Origin of the sequence: Serratia liquefaciens ATCC 27592 (genome assembly GCF_000422085.1) — a bacterium.
GTDB classification, from domain to species: domain Bacteria; phylum Pseudomonadota; class Gammaproteobacteria; order Enterobacterales; family Enterobacteriaceae; genus Serratia; species Serratia liquefaciens.
Map to the genome: position 1 here is coordinate 3840996 of NC_021741.1, position 17092 is coordinate 3858087.

Sequence of the window (17092 nt, forward strand, 5' to 3'; positions counted from 1 at the left end):
CATGCACAGCGTGGTCATTGAAAAACCAGGCCAACTGGTTATCCAGCAACGCCCCTTGCCGCAACCGGCAGCCAACGAAGTGCGGGTGAAGATAAAGTTCGCCGGTATTTGCGGCTCAGATGTGCATATCTACCATGGCCATAACCCTTTCGCTCGCTACCCGCGCGTCATCGGGCATGAGTTTTTTGGCGTCATTGACCAAGTGGGGTGCGATGTCGATCCACAACGCATCGGGGAACGCGTTGCTGTCGATCCGGTCGTCAACTGCGGGCATTGCTACCCTTGCTCTATAGGCCGCCCTAACGTCTGCACCGAGCTGCAGGTAATTGGCGTGCACCGCGACGGGGGATTCAGCGACTACGCCTGCGCCCCGGCGCGCAATGCCTACCGCATCCCGGACAGCATCAGCGATCGCCATGCCGCCATGGTCGAACCCTTCACCATTGGCGCCAATATCACCGCCCACCTGCAACCCACTGCCGATGACATCGCGCTGATCTACGGCGCCGGGCCGATGGGGCTGACGGTGATCCAAACGCTGAAAGGGGTCTACGGCGTGAAGCAGGTGATCGTGACCGACCGCATCAGTGAGCGCCTGGTGATGGCGCAGGAAAACGGTGCCGACTGGACCTTCAATAACGCTGAAGGCTCGCTGCAAGCCGAGTTGGAGCGGCGCGGACTCCAGCCGACGCTGATCGTCGACGCCGCCTGCCATCCGGCCATTTTGCAGGAGGCGATTAACCTGGCATCACCGGCGGCGCGTATCGGCATCATGGGCTTCTCCGGCGAGGCCTGCACCCTGACCCAGCAAAGCATCACCAGCAAGGAGCTGTCGATTTTCTCCTCACGCCTAAACAGCGGACGCTTCCCGCAGGTCATCGATTGGATGGCCAACGGCAAAATCGATCCACAACGATTAATTACCCACTGCGTGTCGGCCAGCGAGGTTGAGCAGGCGATGCTGATGTTCGAACAAGATCAGCGCACCTGCTGCAAGGTGTTACTGCAATTTGACTGATGAATTTACCAGGGCTGAGGGATGCAGGAAGCGCCCTCTTCAACCATGAAGCTTCGCAATTAAGCCAGGCTGCGCCTCGTCACTGTACGTGAACGCCGCTGGTGGTCATTTGAACGCGCAACAAGGCGCGAGCTGTGAGGTTTGGCAGGCCAAATAAGCAGCATGCAATACACGCGCGCGTTCGAATGGCCCCAGCCCTCCGGGTCGCGCCCCAAAGACCCGTACTCTGTGTTGTCGGGCTTGAACGTAGGCCCACTATGCCCAGCACCCTCCGCCTTGATTACGGGCCTTTGGGTCTGCGACGGCGCCACGGACAATGACGGGACACAGCCTATACCAAGTGGAGTGATTTTATGTTTAAAAACCTGCGTTGGACCATAGTGTTCCTGCTGTTTATGGTCTACATGATCAACTACCTCGACCGCGTTGCGCTGTCGATTACCGTGCCGATGATCGAGAAGGATCTGATGTTGAATGCCGAACAGTTCGGCATCATCTTCGGCAGCTTCTTCTTCGGTTACGCCATTTTCAACTTTGTCGGCGGGCTGGCGGTAGACAAGTTCGGCCCGACGCTGGTGCTCGGTGTCGCCGTTGGCCTGTGGTCGATTTTCTGCGGCATGACGGCATTAGCCACCGGTTTCTATTCCATGCTGATCCTGCGCGTGCTGTTCGGCATGGCGGAAGGGCCAATCTGCGCCTCGGCCAATAAGATGATCAACGGCTGGTTCCCGAAGAAACAGGCCGCAACCGCCATGGGGCTGCTCAGCGCCGGTTCACCTTTGGGTGGTGCCGTCGCCGGGCCAATCGTCGGCTATCTGGCACTGGCGTTCGGCTGGCGACCGGCGTTTATGATTATCTGCTCGATCGGTATCGTCTGGATGCTGGTGTGGTTCTTCGTGGTGGCGGATAATCCGGCGAAAAGCAAACGGGTCAGCGATGAGGAACTTGCGCTGGTCAACCGGATGAAACAGGAAACCCACAGCGCGGAAGAAGAGCTGAGCAACGCGGCACACGGGCTGGGTTACTACCTGAAACAGCCGATCATCCTGGTCACTGCGTTCGCTTTCTTCTGCTACAACTACATCCTGTTCTTCTTCCTGAGCTGGTTCCCTTCCTATCTGGTTCAGGCGCATAACCTGAACATCAAGGAAATGAGCCTCACCACCATGATCCCGTGGATTGTCGGCTTTGTCGGGCTGGCGCTCGGCGGCTACATCTCCGACAAGATTTTCAATATCACCGGCAAGCTATTGCTGTCGCGCAAGATCGTGCTGGTCACCAGCCTGCTGGCGGCGGCCATCTGCGTGGCCCTGGCGGGTACCGTCAGCAGCGTAGTACCGGCGGTGGTGCTGATGTCGGTGTCGATCTTCTTCCTGTACATCACCGGCGCCATTTACTGGGCGATTATTCAGGACGTGGTGCATAAGTCCCGGGTCGGCGGTGCCAGCGGCTTTATCCATTTGGTCGGCAGCGTTTCCGGCATCATTGGCCCTATCGTGACCGGCTACATTGTGCAAAACACCGGTAAGTTCGACAGCGCCTTTATGTTGGCAGGCGGCGTGGCTGCGCTCGGTGCAGTGCTGGTGCTGTTGGTGATCAAGGCACCGCGCAACACCGTACAGCCGCAAATCTCGAAATCTTAATGCTTCAGGGGCGGCCAAGGTCGCCCCGCTTTCCCCTTCTTCAGGAACGACAACATGACGCTTTCCAGCACCGCCGCGCTACCGGCGGCAATTGCAGCTCCAGGCTACGATCGCCAACGGCTAAAACCCCGAATCGTACACCTCGGTTTTGGCGCATTTTTCCGGGCTCATCAGGCGATTTACGCCGAGCGTCTGGCAAAGGATCACGCCAGCGATTGGGGCTACGGCGTGATCAGCATGCACAACGGCCAGCAAAAAATCGCCGATATACAACGTCAGGACCTGTTATATACGGTGGCCGAAATGGACGACAGCGCCTGGCGAGGTCAGGTTGTCGGCATTATCAGGCAAGCGCTGCATCTGCAGGTCGACGGGCTGGAAGCCGTACTTGAAGCTATGGCGCAGCCGGAAGTCGCTATCGTTTCACTGACCATCAGCGAGAAAGGCTACTGTTATCATCCCGCCAGTGGCCAGTTGCTGGCTGAACATCCGGACATTCAGCATGATATTGCCCACCCGCAGCGGCCAAAGTCGGCCCCCGGTTTGCTGCTGGCGGCGCTGCGGCTACGTCGTGAGCGTGGGCTGCCGGCATTCGCCGTGATGTCCTGCGACAACATGCCGGCCAATGGCCAGGTGACCCGCAACCTGCTCTGCCAACTGGCGCAGCGACAGGATGCGGAACTGGCGGCGTGGGTTCAACAGCATGTCGCCTTCCCCTCCACCATGGTCGACCGCATTGTTCCGGCGATGACGACGGAAACGCTGCGGCAGATTGAAGGTTTACTGGGTGGTATCGTCGATCCGGTCGCTGTCGCCTGCGAGCCCTTCAGCCAATGGGTAATAGAAGATAACTTCCCACAGGGGCGTCCGGCGTGGGAAAAGGTCGGCGTCGAACTGGTCCACGACGTGCTGCCTTATGAAGAAATGAAGCTGCGGATGCTCAACGGCAGCCACTCTTTTCTGGCTTATCTGGGCTATTTGGCCGGCTATGCGCATATCAGCGACTGCATGCAGGATGCGCATTTTGTGCGTGCGGCGCGCCATCTGATGTTGGCGGAACAGGTGCCGACGCTGCAAGTCAGCGGTGTGGATCTGACGCAGTACGCCGAATCGCTGTTGGCTCGCTATCGCAATGGTGCGCTGAAACACCGCACCGGACAAATCGCCATGGACGGCACGCAAAAACTGCCACAGCGTTTGCTGGACGCCATCCGCTGGCACCTGGTACAGGGCAGCGATTTTAGCTGCCTGGCTTTAGGGGTTGCCGCCTGGATGCGTTACGTCGGCGGCCAGGACGAACAGGGTCAGATTATCGAAATCAACGATCCCCTGCGTGAACGTCTTGCCGAACGGGTCGGCAACAGCCGCGAAGGCGCCGAACGGGTATTGGCGCTGCTGCAGCTTGAAACGGTGTTTGGGCGCGATCTGCCGGACAGCTTACGGTTCGTCAAGGCGGTGACCGATGCCTACCTTACGCTGCTGGCGCAGGGGGCTCGAGCCACCGTTGCCGCGCTGCCCGTCACGGAATAACGATACTGGCAGACCTCCCGCATGTCCCTCCTGCCGACGGAGAGCATCGCTGAGTTATCCTATTTGGCGGGTGGATTAATCCGCCCGCCATCAAAGAATAATCTGCTAGTATGGTGGCACCCGAATCTCAGCCAGATTACCGATCTTCACCATGTCTGAAACCTACAGCCTTACCAACAACCTCCCGGTCAATCAGCAAATCTATCGGTTCCTGCGTAAGGATATCGTCGATTGCACCATTCCCCCCGGCACCTTGTTGTCTGAGAAAGAGATCTCCACCCGCTTTTGCGTTTCACGTCAGCCGGTGCGCGAGGCCTTTATCAAGCTGGCGGAAGCGGGACTGGTGCAGATCCTGCCACAGCGCGGTACTTTCGTGATGAAGATTTCCGCCAAGCGGGTAGCCGACGGGCGCTTTATTCGTCAGGCAGTGGAATGCGCGATTGTTCGTCGTGTCGCAGAACGGATCACGGCGGAGCAGCTGATGACGCTGGAGCATAATTTGCATCGCCAGACGTTGGCGGCGCAAAATCGGCAAACCCGTGAGTTTTTGGCTCTGGACGACGAGTTCCACCAGTTGCTAACCCAGTTTGCCGACTGCCCGCTGGCCTGGGAAACCATCGAAACCATCAAGGCCACCATGGATCGGGTGCGCTTTCTCAGCCTGAGCGAGGTTTCGCCGCCGGAAAGCCTGATCCAACAGCATTACCGCATTTTTGAAGCGCTGAAAGCACAGGATGCCGACGCCGCCGAGCGCGCCATTCATGAACACCTGCAAGAGATGATTTACTCCATTACCCCTATCTCTATGCAAAATACCGAGTGGTTTGAAGTCGAATAATCAGCCACAAATCTTCCGTGGGGCGATCGTCCCCACGTATTTGGCCACGCAAATGGCAATTCCTCTCAATCGCATCTATTGTTTCTCCTTGCCGTCAGGATTTCATTACTATCGTTCTATCAGCTTCAATCACCGCTTTTTGCTACGCCGGTGGTCAGATACCTTAGGTTGCCGGTGTATGAAGAAGCTAAATCGGGAGTTAATCATGACTGATATTGCACAGTTGTTAGGAAAGGAAGCGGAAGACCTGTTGCAACACCGCTGTACTACCATCCCTGCTGAAAATCTCTACCTGCCGGGCGCCGACTTTGTTGACCGGATAATGATCGATAACAACCGCCCCAACACCGTGTTGCGTTCAATGCAAAGCCTGCTTAACCATGGCCGCCTGGCCGGCACCGGCTACCTGTCTATTCTGCCGGTCGATCAGGGCATTGAGCATTCTGCCGGCGCGTCTTTCGCCGCTAACCCGCTGTATTTTGATCCGAAAAATATCGTCGAACTGGCCATTGAGGCCGGTTGTAACTGCGTCGCCTCCACTTATGGCGTGCTGGCGTCAGTCTCGCGCCGCTACGCGCACAAAATTCCGTTCCTGGTCAAACTGAACCATAACGAAACCCTGAGCTACCCGACCCAATACGACCAGACGCTGTACGCCAGCGTCGAGCAAGCGTTCAACATGGGCGCGGTTGCGGTCGGCGCCACCATTTACTTTGGTTCCGAGCAGTCACGCCGCCAGATTGAAGAAATTTCCAGTGCCTTCGAGCGCGCGCACGAGCTGGGTATGGTCACCGTGCTGTGGGCCTATCTGCGCAACCCGGCGTTCAACAAAGATGGCGTGGACTATCATTCCAGTGCCGATCTCACCGGCCAGGCCAACCACATTGCCGCCACCATCGGCGCCGATATCGTTAAGCAAAAAATGGCGGAAAACAACGGCGGCTACCGCGCGGTGAAATTCGGTTATACCGATGACCGCGTTTACAGCAAGCTGACTACCGACCACCCGATCGATTTGGTGCGTTACCAACTGGCCAACTGCTATATGGGCCGCGCCGGGTTGATTAACTCCGGCGGTGCCGCTGGTGAGAATGACCTGCAGGAGTCGGTTCGCACCGCGGTCATCAACAAACGCGCGGGCGGCATGGGCCTGATTCTGGGGCGCAAGGCGTTCAAGAAATCGATGAAAGAAGGCGTGGCGTTGATCAATGCCGTTCAGGACACCTACCTGGACAAGAAAGTCACCATCGCCTGATCCCAAGCCACACCCAGTTCGTTTCTCCAGCCCGGTTCGCCGGGCTTTTTTGTCGCGTTTTTCTGCCGATCCCCGCTCCCCTTTTCTGTTCCCCCCGCCGCTTAATTTTATTTTTCTTTCATTATTAACTTTCACAATAAAATATTTATCTTTCGAATTGTGATCTATTTAAAACAAATGAATCCATAAAGTGATTAGTGTAAGGCCCATGGCGACAGAGCCGCCGTTCGCTCCAGGCCATACCTTCCATCACAGGAGAATAATAATGATTGAGCTAATCACCCACGGAGCCGAATGGTTTATCGGCCTGTTTCAGAAAGGCGGTGAAGTGTTTGTCGGCATGGTGACGGGCATTTTACCTTTGTTAATCAGCCTGTTGGTCATTATGAACGCGCTGATCAAATTTGTAGGCCAGGAACGTATCGAACGCTTGGCGCAGCGCTGTGCGGGAAACCCGGTTTCTCGTTATCTGCTGCTGCCGCTGATCGGCACCTTTGTTTTTTGCAACCCGATGACCCTCAGCCTCGGGCGCTTTATGCCCGAGAAATATAAACCCAGCTACTACGCGGCAGCGTCCTACAGTTGCCACTCGATGAACGGTCTGTTCCCACATATCAACCCCGGCGAACTCTTCGTTTATCTCGGCATTGCCAGCGGGTTGACCACCCTCGGCCTGCCACTGGGGCCGCTGGCGGTGAGCTATTTTCTGGTCGGGCTGTTCACCAACTTTTTCCGCGGCTGGATCACCGATCTCACCACCAGCCTGTTCGAACGCAAGATGGGGATCCGCCTGGATCGCCAGGTGCAACTTTAATTCGTGGAGTGCAGCATGAGTGCTTATATCCGTATTGAGAAAGGCGCCAGCGGCTGGGGTGGCCCATTAACGTTGCCGATCGAACCTGGCAAAAAAGTGGTGTACATCACTGCCGGTACCCGCCCATCGATCGTCGACCGGATTAGCGAACTGACCGGCTGGCCTGCCGTCGATGGCTTTAAAGAAGGCGAACCGCCGGCAGACGAAATTGGCGTCATGGTGATCGACTGCGGCGGTACCCTGCGCTGCGGCCTGTACCCGAAGCGCCGTATTCCGACGGTCAACATTCACGCTACCGGCCAATCCGGCCCGTTGGCGAAGTTTATCCTCGAGGATATTTACGTCTCCGGCGTGCGTGATAGCAACATCAGCCGGGTGGAAGCGGCTACCGATCAGATCCCGACAGCCACGTCGCAACCCAAGGGACGGGATTACGACACCAGCAAAAAAATCACCGAGCAGAGCGACGGCCTGTTGGCCAAAGTGGGTATGGGCATGGGATCGGTGGTGGCGGTGTTCTTCCAGGCCGGGCGCGACACCATCGACACGGTGCTGAAGACCATACTGCCGTTTATGGCGTTCGTCTCGGCGCTGATCGGCATCATCATGGCTTCCGGCCTGGGGGATTTTATCGCCCATGGCCTGACGCCATTGGCCAACAGCCCGATTGGGTTGGTGACGCTGGCGCTGATCTGCTCCTTCCCACTGCTGTCGCCGTTCCTCGGCCCTGGCGCGGTGATCGCTCAGGTGATCGGCGTGCTGGTCGGGGTGCAGATAGGCCTCGGCCATATTCCGCCGCAGCTGGCGCTGCCCGCGCTGTTCGCGATTAACGCGCAGGCCGCCTGTGACTTTATTCCCGTCGGCCTGTCGCTGGCGGAGGCCAAGCAGGACACGGTTAGGGTCGGCGTTCCTTCGGTATTGGTCGGACGTTTCCTGACCGGCGCACCGACGGTGCTGATCGCCTGGGCCGCATCCGCCTTCATCTACCAATAACTTCGTTTGCCAGGGAGCCGTTATGAATACCATTTTCCAGACCATCATCACCCAGATTGGCGACTGCGCCCGCGAGGCGCTGCAAGATGACATGTTGATCACCTTCCGTGAAGGCGCACCGGCAGACATCGAAGAATTCTGTTTCATCCACCAGCACGGCAACACTTCCGGTGAATTGCAGGCCGGGGGGTGGATGGAGCTGGCAGAGCAACGTTATCCAATCACCGCCGTCGGTGACGTCGCCACTCAAAACCTGCGTGAATTGGGTCACCTCACCGTACGTTTCGACGGAGAGCCGCAGGCCGAATTCCCCGGTTCGATCCACGTATCCGGCACCACGCCGGCGGATATCCCACTGGGCAGCACGCTGAAATTTATCGCATAAGGAGTAAACCATGTCTGAAGTAGCTGTAGTGATTGGCGGTGGCCAAACGTTGGGTGCATTTCTGTGCCAGGGTCTGGCGCAGGCGGGCTATCGCGTGGCGGTCGCCGATTTAAACGCGGATAACGCCCGGCAGGTAGCACAACAGATTAACGACCAATACGGCGCGGGCAGCGCGCGTGGTTTCCAGGCCGACGCCACCGACGAACAAAGCGTGATTGCGCTGGCGGCAGCGGTTGACGATGAATTCGGCCCGGCCAACCTGCTGGTGTACAGCGCCGGTATCGCCAAGGCGGCACCGATCACCGATTTCCCGCTGGGGGATTTCGACCGCTCGCTGCAGGTCAATCTGGTGGGCTATTTTCTCTGTGCCCGCGAGTTTTCTCGCCTGATGATCCGCGACGGCATTGCCGGACGTATCATTCAGATCAACTCTAAATCCGGCAAGGTCGGCAGCAAGCACAACTCGGGCTACAGCGCCGCCAAGTTCGGCGGCGTGGGGCTGACACAGTCGTTGGCGCTCGATCTGGCGGAATACGGCATTACCGTGCATTCCTTGATGCTGGGCAACCTGTTGAAGTCGCCGATGTTCCAGTCGCTGCTGCCGCAGTACGCACAAAAACTGGGGATCGCGCCGGATCAGGTTGAAAAGTATTACACCGACAAGGTGCCGCTGAAACGCGGATGTGACTATCAGGACGTGCTCAATACCCTGCTGTTTTACGCCAGCGATAAGGCTTCTTACTGCACCGGCCAGTCGATCAACATTACCGGCGGTCAGGTGATGTTCTGATCTTGTCAACGCTCCCTCTCCTTCGGGAGAGGGAAAACAAACAGGAGGCTATATGACTCAGGCATTGATCACCTTCGCAGTTATGGCCTGGCTACTGCAAATCGCCCTCGGCTGGTGGCAGATCCAACGTTTCAACCGTGCCTTCGACGGCCTGTGCCGACTGGGTGCCGTCGGTGTCGGGCGTTCCGGCGGGCGCTTTCAACCCCGGGTGGTGCTGGCGCTGGCCTTTGATTCCGAGCGGCGGGTTTGCGGCAGCATGTTAATGCGCGGCCTGACCATTTTTGCCCAACCGAAACCTATCGCCCGGCTGCACGGCCTGCATCAGCGCGATCTTCGCCCGGATGTGATCTTCCCCGAGGATCCCGCATGCCAGACTGCACTATCGTTAGCGATTGCCCCTAAATCATGATATTTTCACATTAAAAGACATTACCTTTCATATTGAATTGTTAGCCGAAGGGAAATGCGCAACTCTTGTGAACAGGACGGGCTATGAAACCAAAGCAGCGGCAGGCCGCTATCCTTGAATATCTGCAGCGGCATGGCAAAACGGCAGTGGATGCCCTGGCAGCGCACTTTGCCACCACCGGCACCACCATCCGCAAGGATCTCACCCTGCTGGAAGAGGAAGGTGAAGTGATCCGCACTTATGGCGGCGTGGTGCTCAGCCGCGACGATGGCGATCAGCCTATCGACCGCAAAACCCATATCAATACCGAAAAGAAACGCCAGATCGCCTATGCCGCCATCGGGCTTATCAACGACGGCGACTCGCTGATTTTCGACGCCGGCAGCACCGTGCTGCAAATGGTGCCGCATCTGGCGCAGTTCAATAACATCACGGTCATGACCAATAGCCTGCACATCGTCAATGCGCTGGTGGAGCTGGATAACGACCAAACCATCCTGATGCCCGGCGGCACCTATCGCAAAAAGTCGGCGTCCTTTCACGGCAGCCTGGCGGAATCGGCTTTCCAGCAGTTCAGCTTCGACAAACTGTTTATCGGGGCGGACGGCGTGGACCTTAATGCCGGTGTCACCACCTTTAACGAAGTGCACAACGTCAGCAAGGCGATGTGCGAAGCCGCCAGCCGCATTATCCTGCTGGTGGACTCGTCAAAGTTCGGCCGCAAAAGCCCGAACGTGGTCTGCGACCTGAGCGCCGTGGATACCCTGATCACCGATAAAAACATCAATCCGGATTACCTCGCCGCATTGCAGGCGAAAGGGATCAATATCATTCTGGTAGGAGATTTTGATGAGTAACGCCGCTGCCCTGCTGGCCTTTGCCCGCGAAACGCTGGAAATTGAGCTGACTGAAGCACAACGCCTGCTGGCGCGACTGGACGATAATTTCGTCTGCGCCTGCGAACTGCTGCTGAACTGCCGGGGCAAGGCGGTGATTTCCGGCATCGGCAAGTCCGGCCACATCGGTAAAAAAATTGCCGCCTCGCTGGCCAGTACCGGCACTCCGTCGTTCTTCGTGCACCCGGCAGAAGCACTGCATGGCGATCTCGGCATGATTGGCGCCGACGACGTGGTGGTGTTTATCTCTTATTCCGGCCGCGCCAAAGAGCTGGATTTAATCCTGCCGTTGCTGGCGGAAAATAACATCCCGGTGATTGCCATCACCGGCGGCAAAGAGTCACCTCTGGCGTTGGCTGCGGCCTGCATGCTGGACATCAGCGTCGAACGCGAGGCTTGCCCGATGGGTTTGGCGCCGACCTCCAGCGCGGTCAATACGCTGATGATGGGCGACGCATTGGCAATGGCTTTAATGCGCCAGCGCGGTTTCAACGCCGAAGACTTTGCCCGTTCACATCCGGGCGGCAGCCTGGGTGCGCGCTTGCTCAACCGGGTGCATCATCTGATGCGCACCGGCGATCGTCTGCCGAAAGTCAGTGAAAGCGCCAACGTGATGGAAGCCATGCTCGAACTGAGCCGCACCGGGCTGGGGTTAGTCGCGGTGTGCGATGCACAGCAGAAAGTGGTGGGGGTATTTACCGATGGCGACCTGCGCCGCTGGCTGGTAAAAGGCAATAGCCTGCAGGATGCGTTGAGCCCGGCCATTACCCGCCCTGGCTATCGCTTGCCGGAGCAGTGGCGCGCAGGGGAAGCCCTGGAAGCTTTGCATGAACAGCATATCAGTGCCGCACCGGTGGTCAATCTGGACGGCGTGCTGGTCGGCGCGATCAACCTGCACGACTTGCATCAGGCCGGGATCGGCTAATTAAACTGAAGAAACCCGCAGCAATGCGGGTTCCTCCTTGCCTATTCATCTCGGGTATCAATTCGGTACAGCCTCGACGATCGACAAATAACAACCGGTATCGATAATCCGGTTCAGCTTCAGGTCGGCGCTGGCTAACAGCGCCTTCAGTTCTTCTTCGGTGCGCACCTGCCCACCGTCAAAACTGCCCATCAGAACCAAATCAAGCTCCCGGCAGCTGTCCCAGGCGGTGTTATTCGGCACTATTACAGGTTCAATAAGCAATAGCTTCGATTGCGGGTGCATCGCATTACGACAGGTGCGTAATATGCAACTGGCCGGCTCATCGGCCCAGTCCATTACGATAAATTTCAACAGATAAAAGTCTGCCGTCGGACAAGCTTCAAAGAAACTGCCCGCGCAGGTTTCCCAACGCGAATCATCACCCAACTCACCAAGGCGGTTTCTTGGCAATACCTGCGGTTGGTCAAAAAGAATGCCTTTAACCGTCGGATTGGCGCGTAATACGCTCAGCAACAATCCGCCAAATCCCCCGGCGATATCTACCACCGTAGAATGCTCGGGGAATTTATAACTGCGCATCAAAATTTTATTTTCCAACGCCGACATCGATGCCATGCCGATATGAAAATCATTTTCCGCGTCAGGAATATCCTCTTGCGACCAATAATCATAGAATGGCATGCCGAATATTTGTTTAAATACCGGTTCGCCGCGTAACGTTGCCGCCAATTTTCCCAACGGACGCCACATTGTTTCATCCGTCAGCATCATTACACCGCCGCGCAGTGAATCCGGCAAGTCTGAACGTAAATATTGCGCTACCGGGTTAAGCGAGAAACGTCCGTCTTCGGACGCGGAAAAAATATTGCGCGATGCCAGAATACTCAAGACCCGATGCAGCATTCTGCTATTTACTTCCAGCTTCCTTGCCAGCTCCTGGGCCGTTTTGGGGCCGTCGATCAGATGATCGGCCACGCACAGCTCAGCCGCAGCCCGCAAGGCGGCCTGCACGGTGAATCCCATCGTTTGATCCAACAAATACAAAGAGGCTTTTTCATCTTCAGAAAGAGTGACGTGATTAGTTGCCATGATCATAATGCTCCGTTTGGATATTTAACCCCAGACACCATTGCAAAATTAACAATGATTATTTATTTCAGGTGAAATAAATTCGCCAAACAAGATCATAGACACTAAATAAAATAAAACCATAAATCCAACAAGGTTATCAGGCAAAAATAACCATAAATCATGCAACCAATTAAATGACAAAGGAATATATATAACAGGAAAAACAAAATGATAAAGCATAGATACAATTAGATAATCAATTCATGATGAAGCAATATATTCCTAACTAGGATTTATTTTATATAAATTTCATTTCAATAATAGACACATACCTTAAAAATTCGGCTGAAGGCATCTGCATTCAGCCGAAAACTGATTATTTCCAGTCGGGATTATTCTCAAACTGTTGTTTCAGCAACGCCTTCATATCGTCGTTCGGTTTACCCATCCATTGGTATTTGGCGTATTTCTTCGGATGGTCAACCGCTTCCGGCTTATCCGCCACCTCAACGCGCACGGCCCAGGCCTGTGATTTGTCTTCCTTAAACGCCACTATCATAAAGTTGTTGGCGCAGTCATGCGGCTTGCACAGATTGCCCACCAGATAGTTCTGCCCTTTCCAGCTCAGGCTCTGCGCCGGCGTGGAGGTTCCCATCCCCTTGCGCGCCCAACCCGGCAAGCGAGCCTGCCCTTTGACCATATTTTGCCAACTGGTCTGGTAACCCGGCTGTTGGATCACGTCCGAGGTGGTGACGATCTGCTGAGCGAAACCACCCACGCTGAAGCTGAGTAACGCGCCGAAGATGGCGCCGCGAAGTGCGTTTTGTCCTGTCATGGCCTTCTCCCTAGAAAAAATTCGGTTGCACCCGGCCCAAGCCGGGTCTGGATCTAGTCAGACCACAAGGGTAGCAAAAAGTTGACTTACCACCAGGCATGAAAATGATGTACCGGCCCAATACCGTGCCCCACTTCCAGGGTATCCGCCTGCAGCAGGGCCTGTTGCAAATAGTCCTTGGCGGCAGCGACCGTTCCGGCCCAGTCGTTGTGACGCGGTCGCAGCGCCGCCAGGGCGGCAGACAGCGTACAGCCGGTGCCGTGAGTATGTCGGGTCGCCACGCGCGGCGCGGTAAAGCGCAGCTCCTGCTCGGCCGTAAACAGCCAATCCGGACTTTCGCTTTCGCTAAGGTGACCCCCTTTCATCAACACCGCCTGACACCCCATCGCCAGGAGCGCCCGGCCCTGCTCGCGCATCTGGCGCTCATTTTCCGCCGGGGCGCACGCCAGCAGCGCCGCCGCCTCCGGCAGGTTCGGCGTGATGATCGACACCAGCGGCAACAATTCACGACGGATCGAATCCACCGCCTCCGGCGCCAGCAGCGGATCGCCGCTTTTTGCCAGCATCACGGTATCCAGTACCACAAACGACGGCTGATAATGGCGCAAACGCTCCGCCACCGCCTGCACAATATCGGCGTTGGCCAACATGCCAATCTTGGTGCTGTCGATACGCAGGTCGCTGAAGACGGAATCCAGCTGAGCGGCGACAAAGGCCGGATCTATGTTGTAGACCGACTGCACACCACGGGTGTTTTGCGCCACCAGCGCGGTAATCACCGAGGCACCATAGGCCCCCAACGCAGAAAAAGCTTTTAGATCGGCCTGAATGCCGGCGCCGCCGCTCGGATCGGTCCCGGCAATTGTCAGTGCGTTAATGCGTTTCATTGCAGTTCCTCCGGGCGCAGTTGATACAGTGCGTCGAGGAACGCCGGGGTGAAACTGCCCGGCCCGGCGGCACGGCGCGTGGCCCGTTCACCGCAAAGCGACATCACCCGGCAGGCGGTCGCCACGTTATCGAGCCGATCGCCCGGTAAACTGCAAAACGCCGCCACCACCGCAGAAAGTGCACAACCGGTACCGACCACCCGCGTCATCAGCACATCGCCGCCGGTGACTGCCCAGTCACGCTGGCCATCGGTGATGTAATCAACAACGCCGGTTACTGCCACTACCGCACCGCTGTTGCGCGCCAATTCGCGCGCCGCCGGCAATGCCGCCAGCGAGTCGTCTGCACTGTCTACGCCACGTCCGTTAGCCTGCAGACCACTCAGCGCCATGATTTCAGAAGCGTTACCGCGGATCGCCGCCGGCTTCTCACCCAACAAGCGATGGGCAAACGCGGTGCGATAGACCAACCCGCCGACCGCTACCGGATCCAGCGTCCAGGGGGTTTGTGCCACGTTGGCAGCTTCCACCGCGGCTAACATGGATTCAGCGCGTGATGCATTGAGGGTGCCAACGTTGATCAGCACCGCATCCGCCAGTCGGCTGAATTGCGCCGCTTCGGTCGGTTCCACCACCATCGCCGGCGAAGCGCCGAGCGCCAACAGGACGTTAGCCGTCAGTTCCTGCACCACTTCGTTGGTCAGGCAATGGATCAGGGGCGATTGGCGTTTAAATTGAGTCAAACAGGCCGCGGCGCGGGCGCCGGGGAAAACATCAGGTCGAGCGAGCATATTCCTCCCAACCGGCGTTCAAGAAGGCGGGTACCGGTTGGGGCACCGAGACTTCCCTACGCTGGCATAATCCAGATCAGGTAATACGGGTAAAATCTCAGCCACCGCACATCGCGCAGGGCACCCCGAGTCAAGACGGTCATTATTGGGGTTGCCGCCGGTGAGGTCAATCGCGCTATAGTGTCAAAAAATAAAAAGGAGGCGCCATGCAGATAAGAAAATACCAAGAGGCCGATCGCCCCTTCCTGCGCACCCTGTATCTGGCTTCGCGCAAAGCGGCATTTACGTGGCGCGATACCGAAGATTACCGGCTGGAGGATTTCGATCGCTCAACGCTGGGCGAAGATATTTGGGTGGCGGAAGATCAGGGGAAGCGGCTGGGATTTGTGTCGATTTATCGCCAGGACAACTTTATTCACAACCTGTATGTCGATCCGCATCTGCCGCCGCTCGGCGTCGGCAGCGCTCTGTTACAAGCGGCAGAACAGACCTTTACCGCCACCGGTTCGCTGAAATGCCTGGTGAAGAATGAGAAGGCGCTGGCGTTCTACCACAAGCACGGTTGGCGAATCATCACTACCGGCAATGACGGCGGGGAAGAATATTACCTGCTGCATTCCCCGGCAAAATAAAATAAGGGCACAGCGCAAACCGTGCCCGTTCATTAAAGCCCCCGGCTCAGGCGACAGAAGCTGCCGGGGTCAGTTTTGCGCGTGCGCGGATATTTCTGACCAACAGCCCCGACACTATGATCCCGGCACAGGCAAACATACCCATCAGCCCGAAAACAATCTTGTAACCGGTCAGTCCTGGGAAGGCATCGAGAATATGACCGTACAGGCTAAAACAGAACATCGCCGGGGCATAACCGATAAAGCTGCCCAGCGCCATAGCCGCACCGGTATGTTCTTCGTCAATGCCGGCCTCACCGATGGGGGCAAAGAACACCGCTCTCTGGGTAAAGATCACAGCACCAAATCCCAGCGTACAGGCCATGCCCAAGTAAACCGGCATTTGTTCATGCGGTAACAGGATCAATAGCGCCAGCGCAATGGCGCTGATAATAAAGGTATAGAATAAATACTTGCTGGGAGACTTTAATACTTTATCGGCAATGAGACCACCAATCGGTCCACCCACCATTTTTAAGCAGTATTGATTAATGATCCCGTAAGCACCCACCAGTGCAATCGGCAGCGCATAGACATGACTCAGGAAAGGAATAAAGAACGTCAATCCGCAATACACCGCGTAAACACAGAAAACGCTGAAGGCAATCAGCCATACCGTTTTGTTTTTCAATACGCTGCCCATGCCAGGCTTTTTATTGACAGGGGTTTGTTCTTTAGCGGGTAACTTTTCCTCTGGGCTTTCTTTCATCACCAACAGAATAATAATCCCTACGCAAATGGCGATGGCCGAATAAAACAATATGCCGACTTTAAAACCCAGGTAGCCGCTACCAAATGCGGTAAACAGCGCCAGCGCAGAAAAGGCAACCACCGTGTCGACAACCCCGCGCCCGGTTTCAAAAAAGCCGAACAACCGCCCCTGCTGAGTATTATCCCCCAGCATACTCACCGATTTGAGCAGCACCGGCCAATTCAGCATGTCACAGGTCACGCCGAACAGCGCCCAGACGAACAGTATGCCCCAGTACCCCGGCATGCTGGACAGGTAGATGCCAAGCAAGCCAGTAGCAATCAGCGAAAACGACATGGTAAAACGTCGCGGCAGACGATCGGAAAAATAGATTGATAAGAAGAAGCCAATGGTCGTCACAATCGAGTTAACCGACATGGCATTGCCTATTTCGCCGTTACTCAAGTGAAAATACTGTTGCATCGGAACATAAAAAGCATCTTTAAGGGAAGGCAATTTATAGATTGTCCCTCCACATAAAACCAACAAGCTAAATAATGCCCATCTTTTTTTAGTTAACATAGTCCCCTCACAGCCAATAATTAATAAGCGGTGTTGTTTACCCGATAATGAGGCGAGCGTTGATC

18 protein-coding genes and 1 riboswitch are annotated in these 17092 nt (G+C 56.3%); of the genes, 13 read left to right on the forward strand and 5 right to left on the reverse strand.

Annotation, left to right across the window (positions count from 1 at the left end; genetic code table 11):
• Position 1 precedes the first annotated feature (1 nt).
• The 12 genes from M495_RS17985 (at position 2) to gutQ (ending at position 11496) form a co-directional block, all read left to right on the forward strand.
• On the forward strand, positions 2-1018 hold the full coding sequence (locus M495_RS17985; protein ID WP_041415589.1) for a Zn-dependent oxidoreductase: 1017 nt from the start codon (positions 2-4) through the stop codon (positions 1016-1018).
• 353 nt (positions 1019-1371) lie between these two features.
• Positions 1372-2661 (forward strand): MFS transporter, encoded by a 1290-nt coding sequence (locus M495_RS17990; RefSeq protein ID WP_020828104.1) that lies wholly within the window; start codon positions 1372-1374, stop codon positions 2659-2661.
• A 54-nt stretch (positions 2662-2715) separates the two neighbouring features.
• Positions 2716-4191, forward strand: coding sequence for a mannitol dehydrogenase family protein (locus tag M495_RS17995; protein ID WP_020828105.1), 1476 nt, complete (start codon positions 2716-2718; stop codon positions 4189-4191).
• A 151-nt stretch (positions 4192-4342) separates the two neighbouring features.
• Positions 4343-5029 (forward strand): GntR family transcriptional regulator, encoded by a 687-nt coding sequence (locus tag M495_RS18000; protein WP_020828106.1) that lies wholly within the window; start codon positions 4343-4345, stop codon positions 5027-5029.
• Positions 5030-5234: 205 nt separating this feature from the next.
• On the forward strand, positions 5235-6284 hold the full coding sequence (gene fbaB, locus M495_RS18005; RefSeq protein WP_012146277.1) for a class I fructose-bisphosphate aldolase: 1050 nt from the start codon (positions 5235-5237) through the stop codon (positions 6282-6284).
• A 265-nt stretch (positions 6285-6549) separates the two neighbouring features.
• The gene (srlA, locus tag M495_RS18010; protein WP_020828107.1) at positions 6550-7098 is read left to right on the forward strand and encodes a PTS glucitol/sorbitol transporter subunit IIC; all 549 of its coding nucleotides are present in this window, start codon (positions 6550-6552) and stop codon (positions 7096-7098) included.
• A 15-nt stretch (positions 7099-7113) separates the two neighbouring features.
• Positions 7114-8091, forward strand: coding sequence for a PTS glucitol/sorbitol transporter subunit IIB (gene srlE / locus M495_RS18015; RefSeq protein WP_020828108.1), 978 nt, complete (start codon positions 7114-7116; stop codon positions 8089-8091).
• Positions 8092-8113: 22 nt separating this feature from the next.
• A complete protein-coding gene (gene srlB / locus M495_RS18020; RefSeq protein WP_020828109.1) occupies positions 8114-8476 on the forward strand; it encodes a PTS glucitol/sorbitol transporter subunit IIA in 363 nt (120 codons plus the stop codon).
• A 10-nt stretch (positions 8477-8486) separates the two neighbouring features.
• Positions 8487-9266: a sorbitol-6-phosphate dehydrogenase gene (gene srlD, locus M495_RS18025; protein ID WP_020828110.1), complete on the forward strand. Its 780-nt coding sequence runs from the start codon at positions 8487-8489 to the stop codon at positions 9264-9266.
• Between the two features lie 52 nt (positions 9267-9318).
• On the forward strand, positions 9319-9675 hold the full coding sequence (gene gutM / locus M495_RS18030) for a transcriptional regulator GutM (protein WP_020828111.1): 357 nt from the start codon (positions 9319-9321) through the stop codon (positions 9673-9675).
• A gap of 83 nt (positions 9676-9758) precedes the next feature.
• Complete coding sequence (srlR, locus tag M495_RS18035; protein WP_020828112.1) at positions 9759-10532, forward strand: glucitol operon DNA-binding transcriptional repressor SrlR; 774 nt, start codon at positions 9759-9761, stop codon at positions 10530-10532.
• The gene (gutQ, locus tag M495_RS18040; protein WP_020828113.1) at positions 10525-11496 is read left to right on the forward strand and encodes an arabinose-5-phosphate isomerase GutQ; all 972 of its coding nucleotides are present in this window, start codon (positions 10525-10527) and stop codon (positions 11494-11496) included. The genes srlR and gutQ overlap by 8 nt, the downstream gene beginning before the upstream one ends.
• Positions 11497-11553: 57 nt before the next feature.
• On the opposite strand, the gene M495_RS18045 is transcribed toward gutQ, so the two are convergent.
• The 4 genes from M495_RS18045 to thiM form a co-directional block, all read right to left on the reverse strand.
• Positions 11554-12588: a methyltransferase gene (locus M495_RS18045; protein ID WP_041415591.1), complete on the reverse strand. Its 1035-nt coding sequence runs from the start codon at positions 12586-12588 to the stop codon at positions 11554-11556.
• Positions 12589-12946: 358 nt separating this feature from the next.
• Positions 12947-13405, reverse strand: coding sequence for an inhibitor of vertebrate lysozyme family protein (locus tag M495_RS18050; protein WP_020828115.1), 459 nt, complete (start codon positions 13403-13405; stop codon positions 12947-12949).
• 86 nt (positions 13406-13491) lie between these two features.
• A complete protein-coding gene (thiD, locus tag M495_RS18055; RefSeq protein WP_020828116.1) occupies positions 13492-14292 on the reverse strand; it encodes a bifunctional hydroxymethylpyrimidine kinase/phosphomethylpyrimidine kinase in 801 nt (266 codons plus the stop codon).
• Positions 14289-15083, reverse strand: a complete 795-nt coding sequence (gene thiM / locus M495_RS18060) for a hydroxyethylthiazole kinase (RefSeq protein WP_020828117.1) — start codon at positions 15081-15083, stop codon at positions 14289-14291. The genes thiD and thiM overlap by 4 nt, the downstream gene beginning before the upstream one ends.
• Before the next feature lie 36 nt (positions 15084-15119).
• A riboswitch (TPP riboswitch) is annotated at positions 15120-15221 on the reverse strand.
• A 68-nt stretch (positions 15222-15289) separates the two neighbouring features.
• Between thiM and M495_RS18065 the strand changes: the two genes are divergently transcribed.
• The gene (locus M495_RS18065) at positions 15290-15715 is read left to right on the forward strand and encodes a GNAT family N-acetyltransferase (protein WP_020828118.1); all 426 of its coding nucleotides are present in this window, start codon (positions 15290-15292) and stop codon (positions 15713-15715) included.
• A 46-nt stretch (positions 15716-15761) separates the two neighbouring features.
• Here the strand turns inward: M495_RS18065 and M495_RS18070 are convergent, their stop codons facing one another.
• Positions 15762-17027, reverse strand: a complete 1266-nt coding sequence (locus tag M495_RS18070) for an MFS transporter (RefSeq protein WP_041414822.1) — start codon at positions 17025-17027, stop codon at positions 15762-15764.
• Positions 17028-17092: the final 65 nt, after the last annotated feature.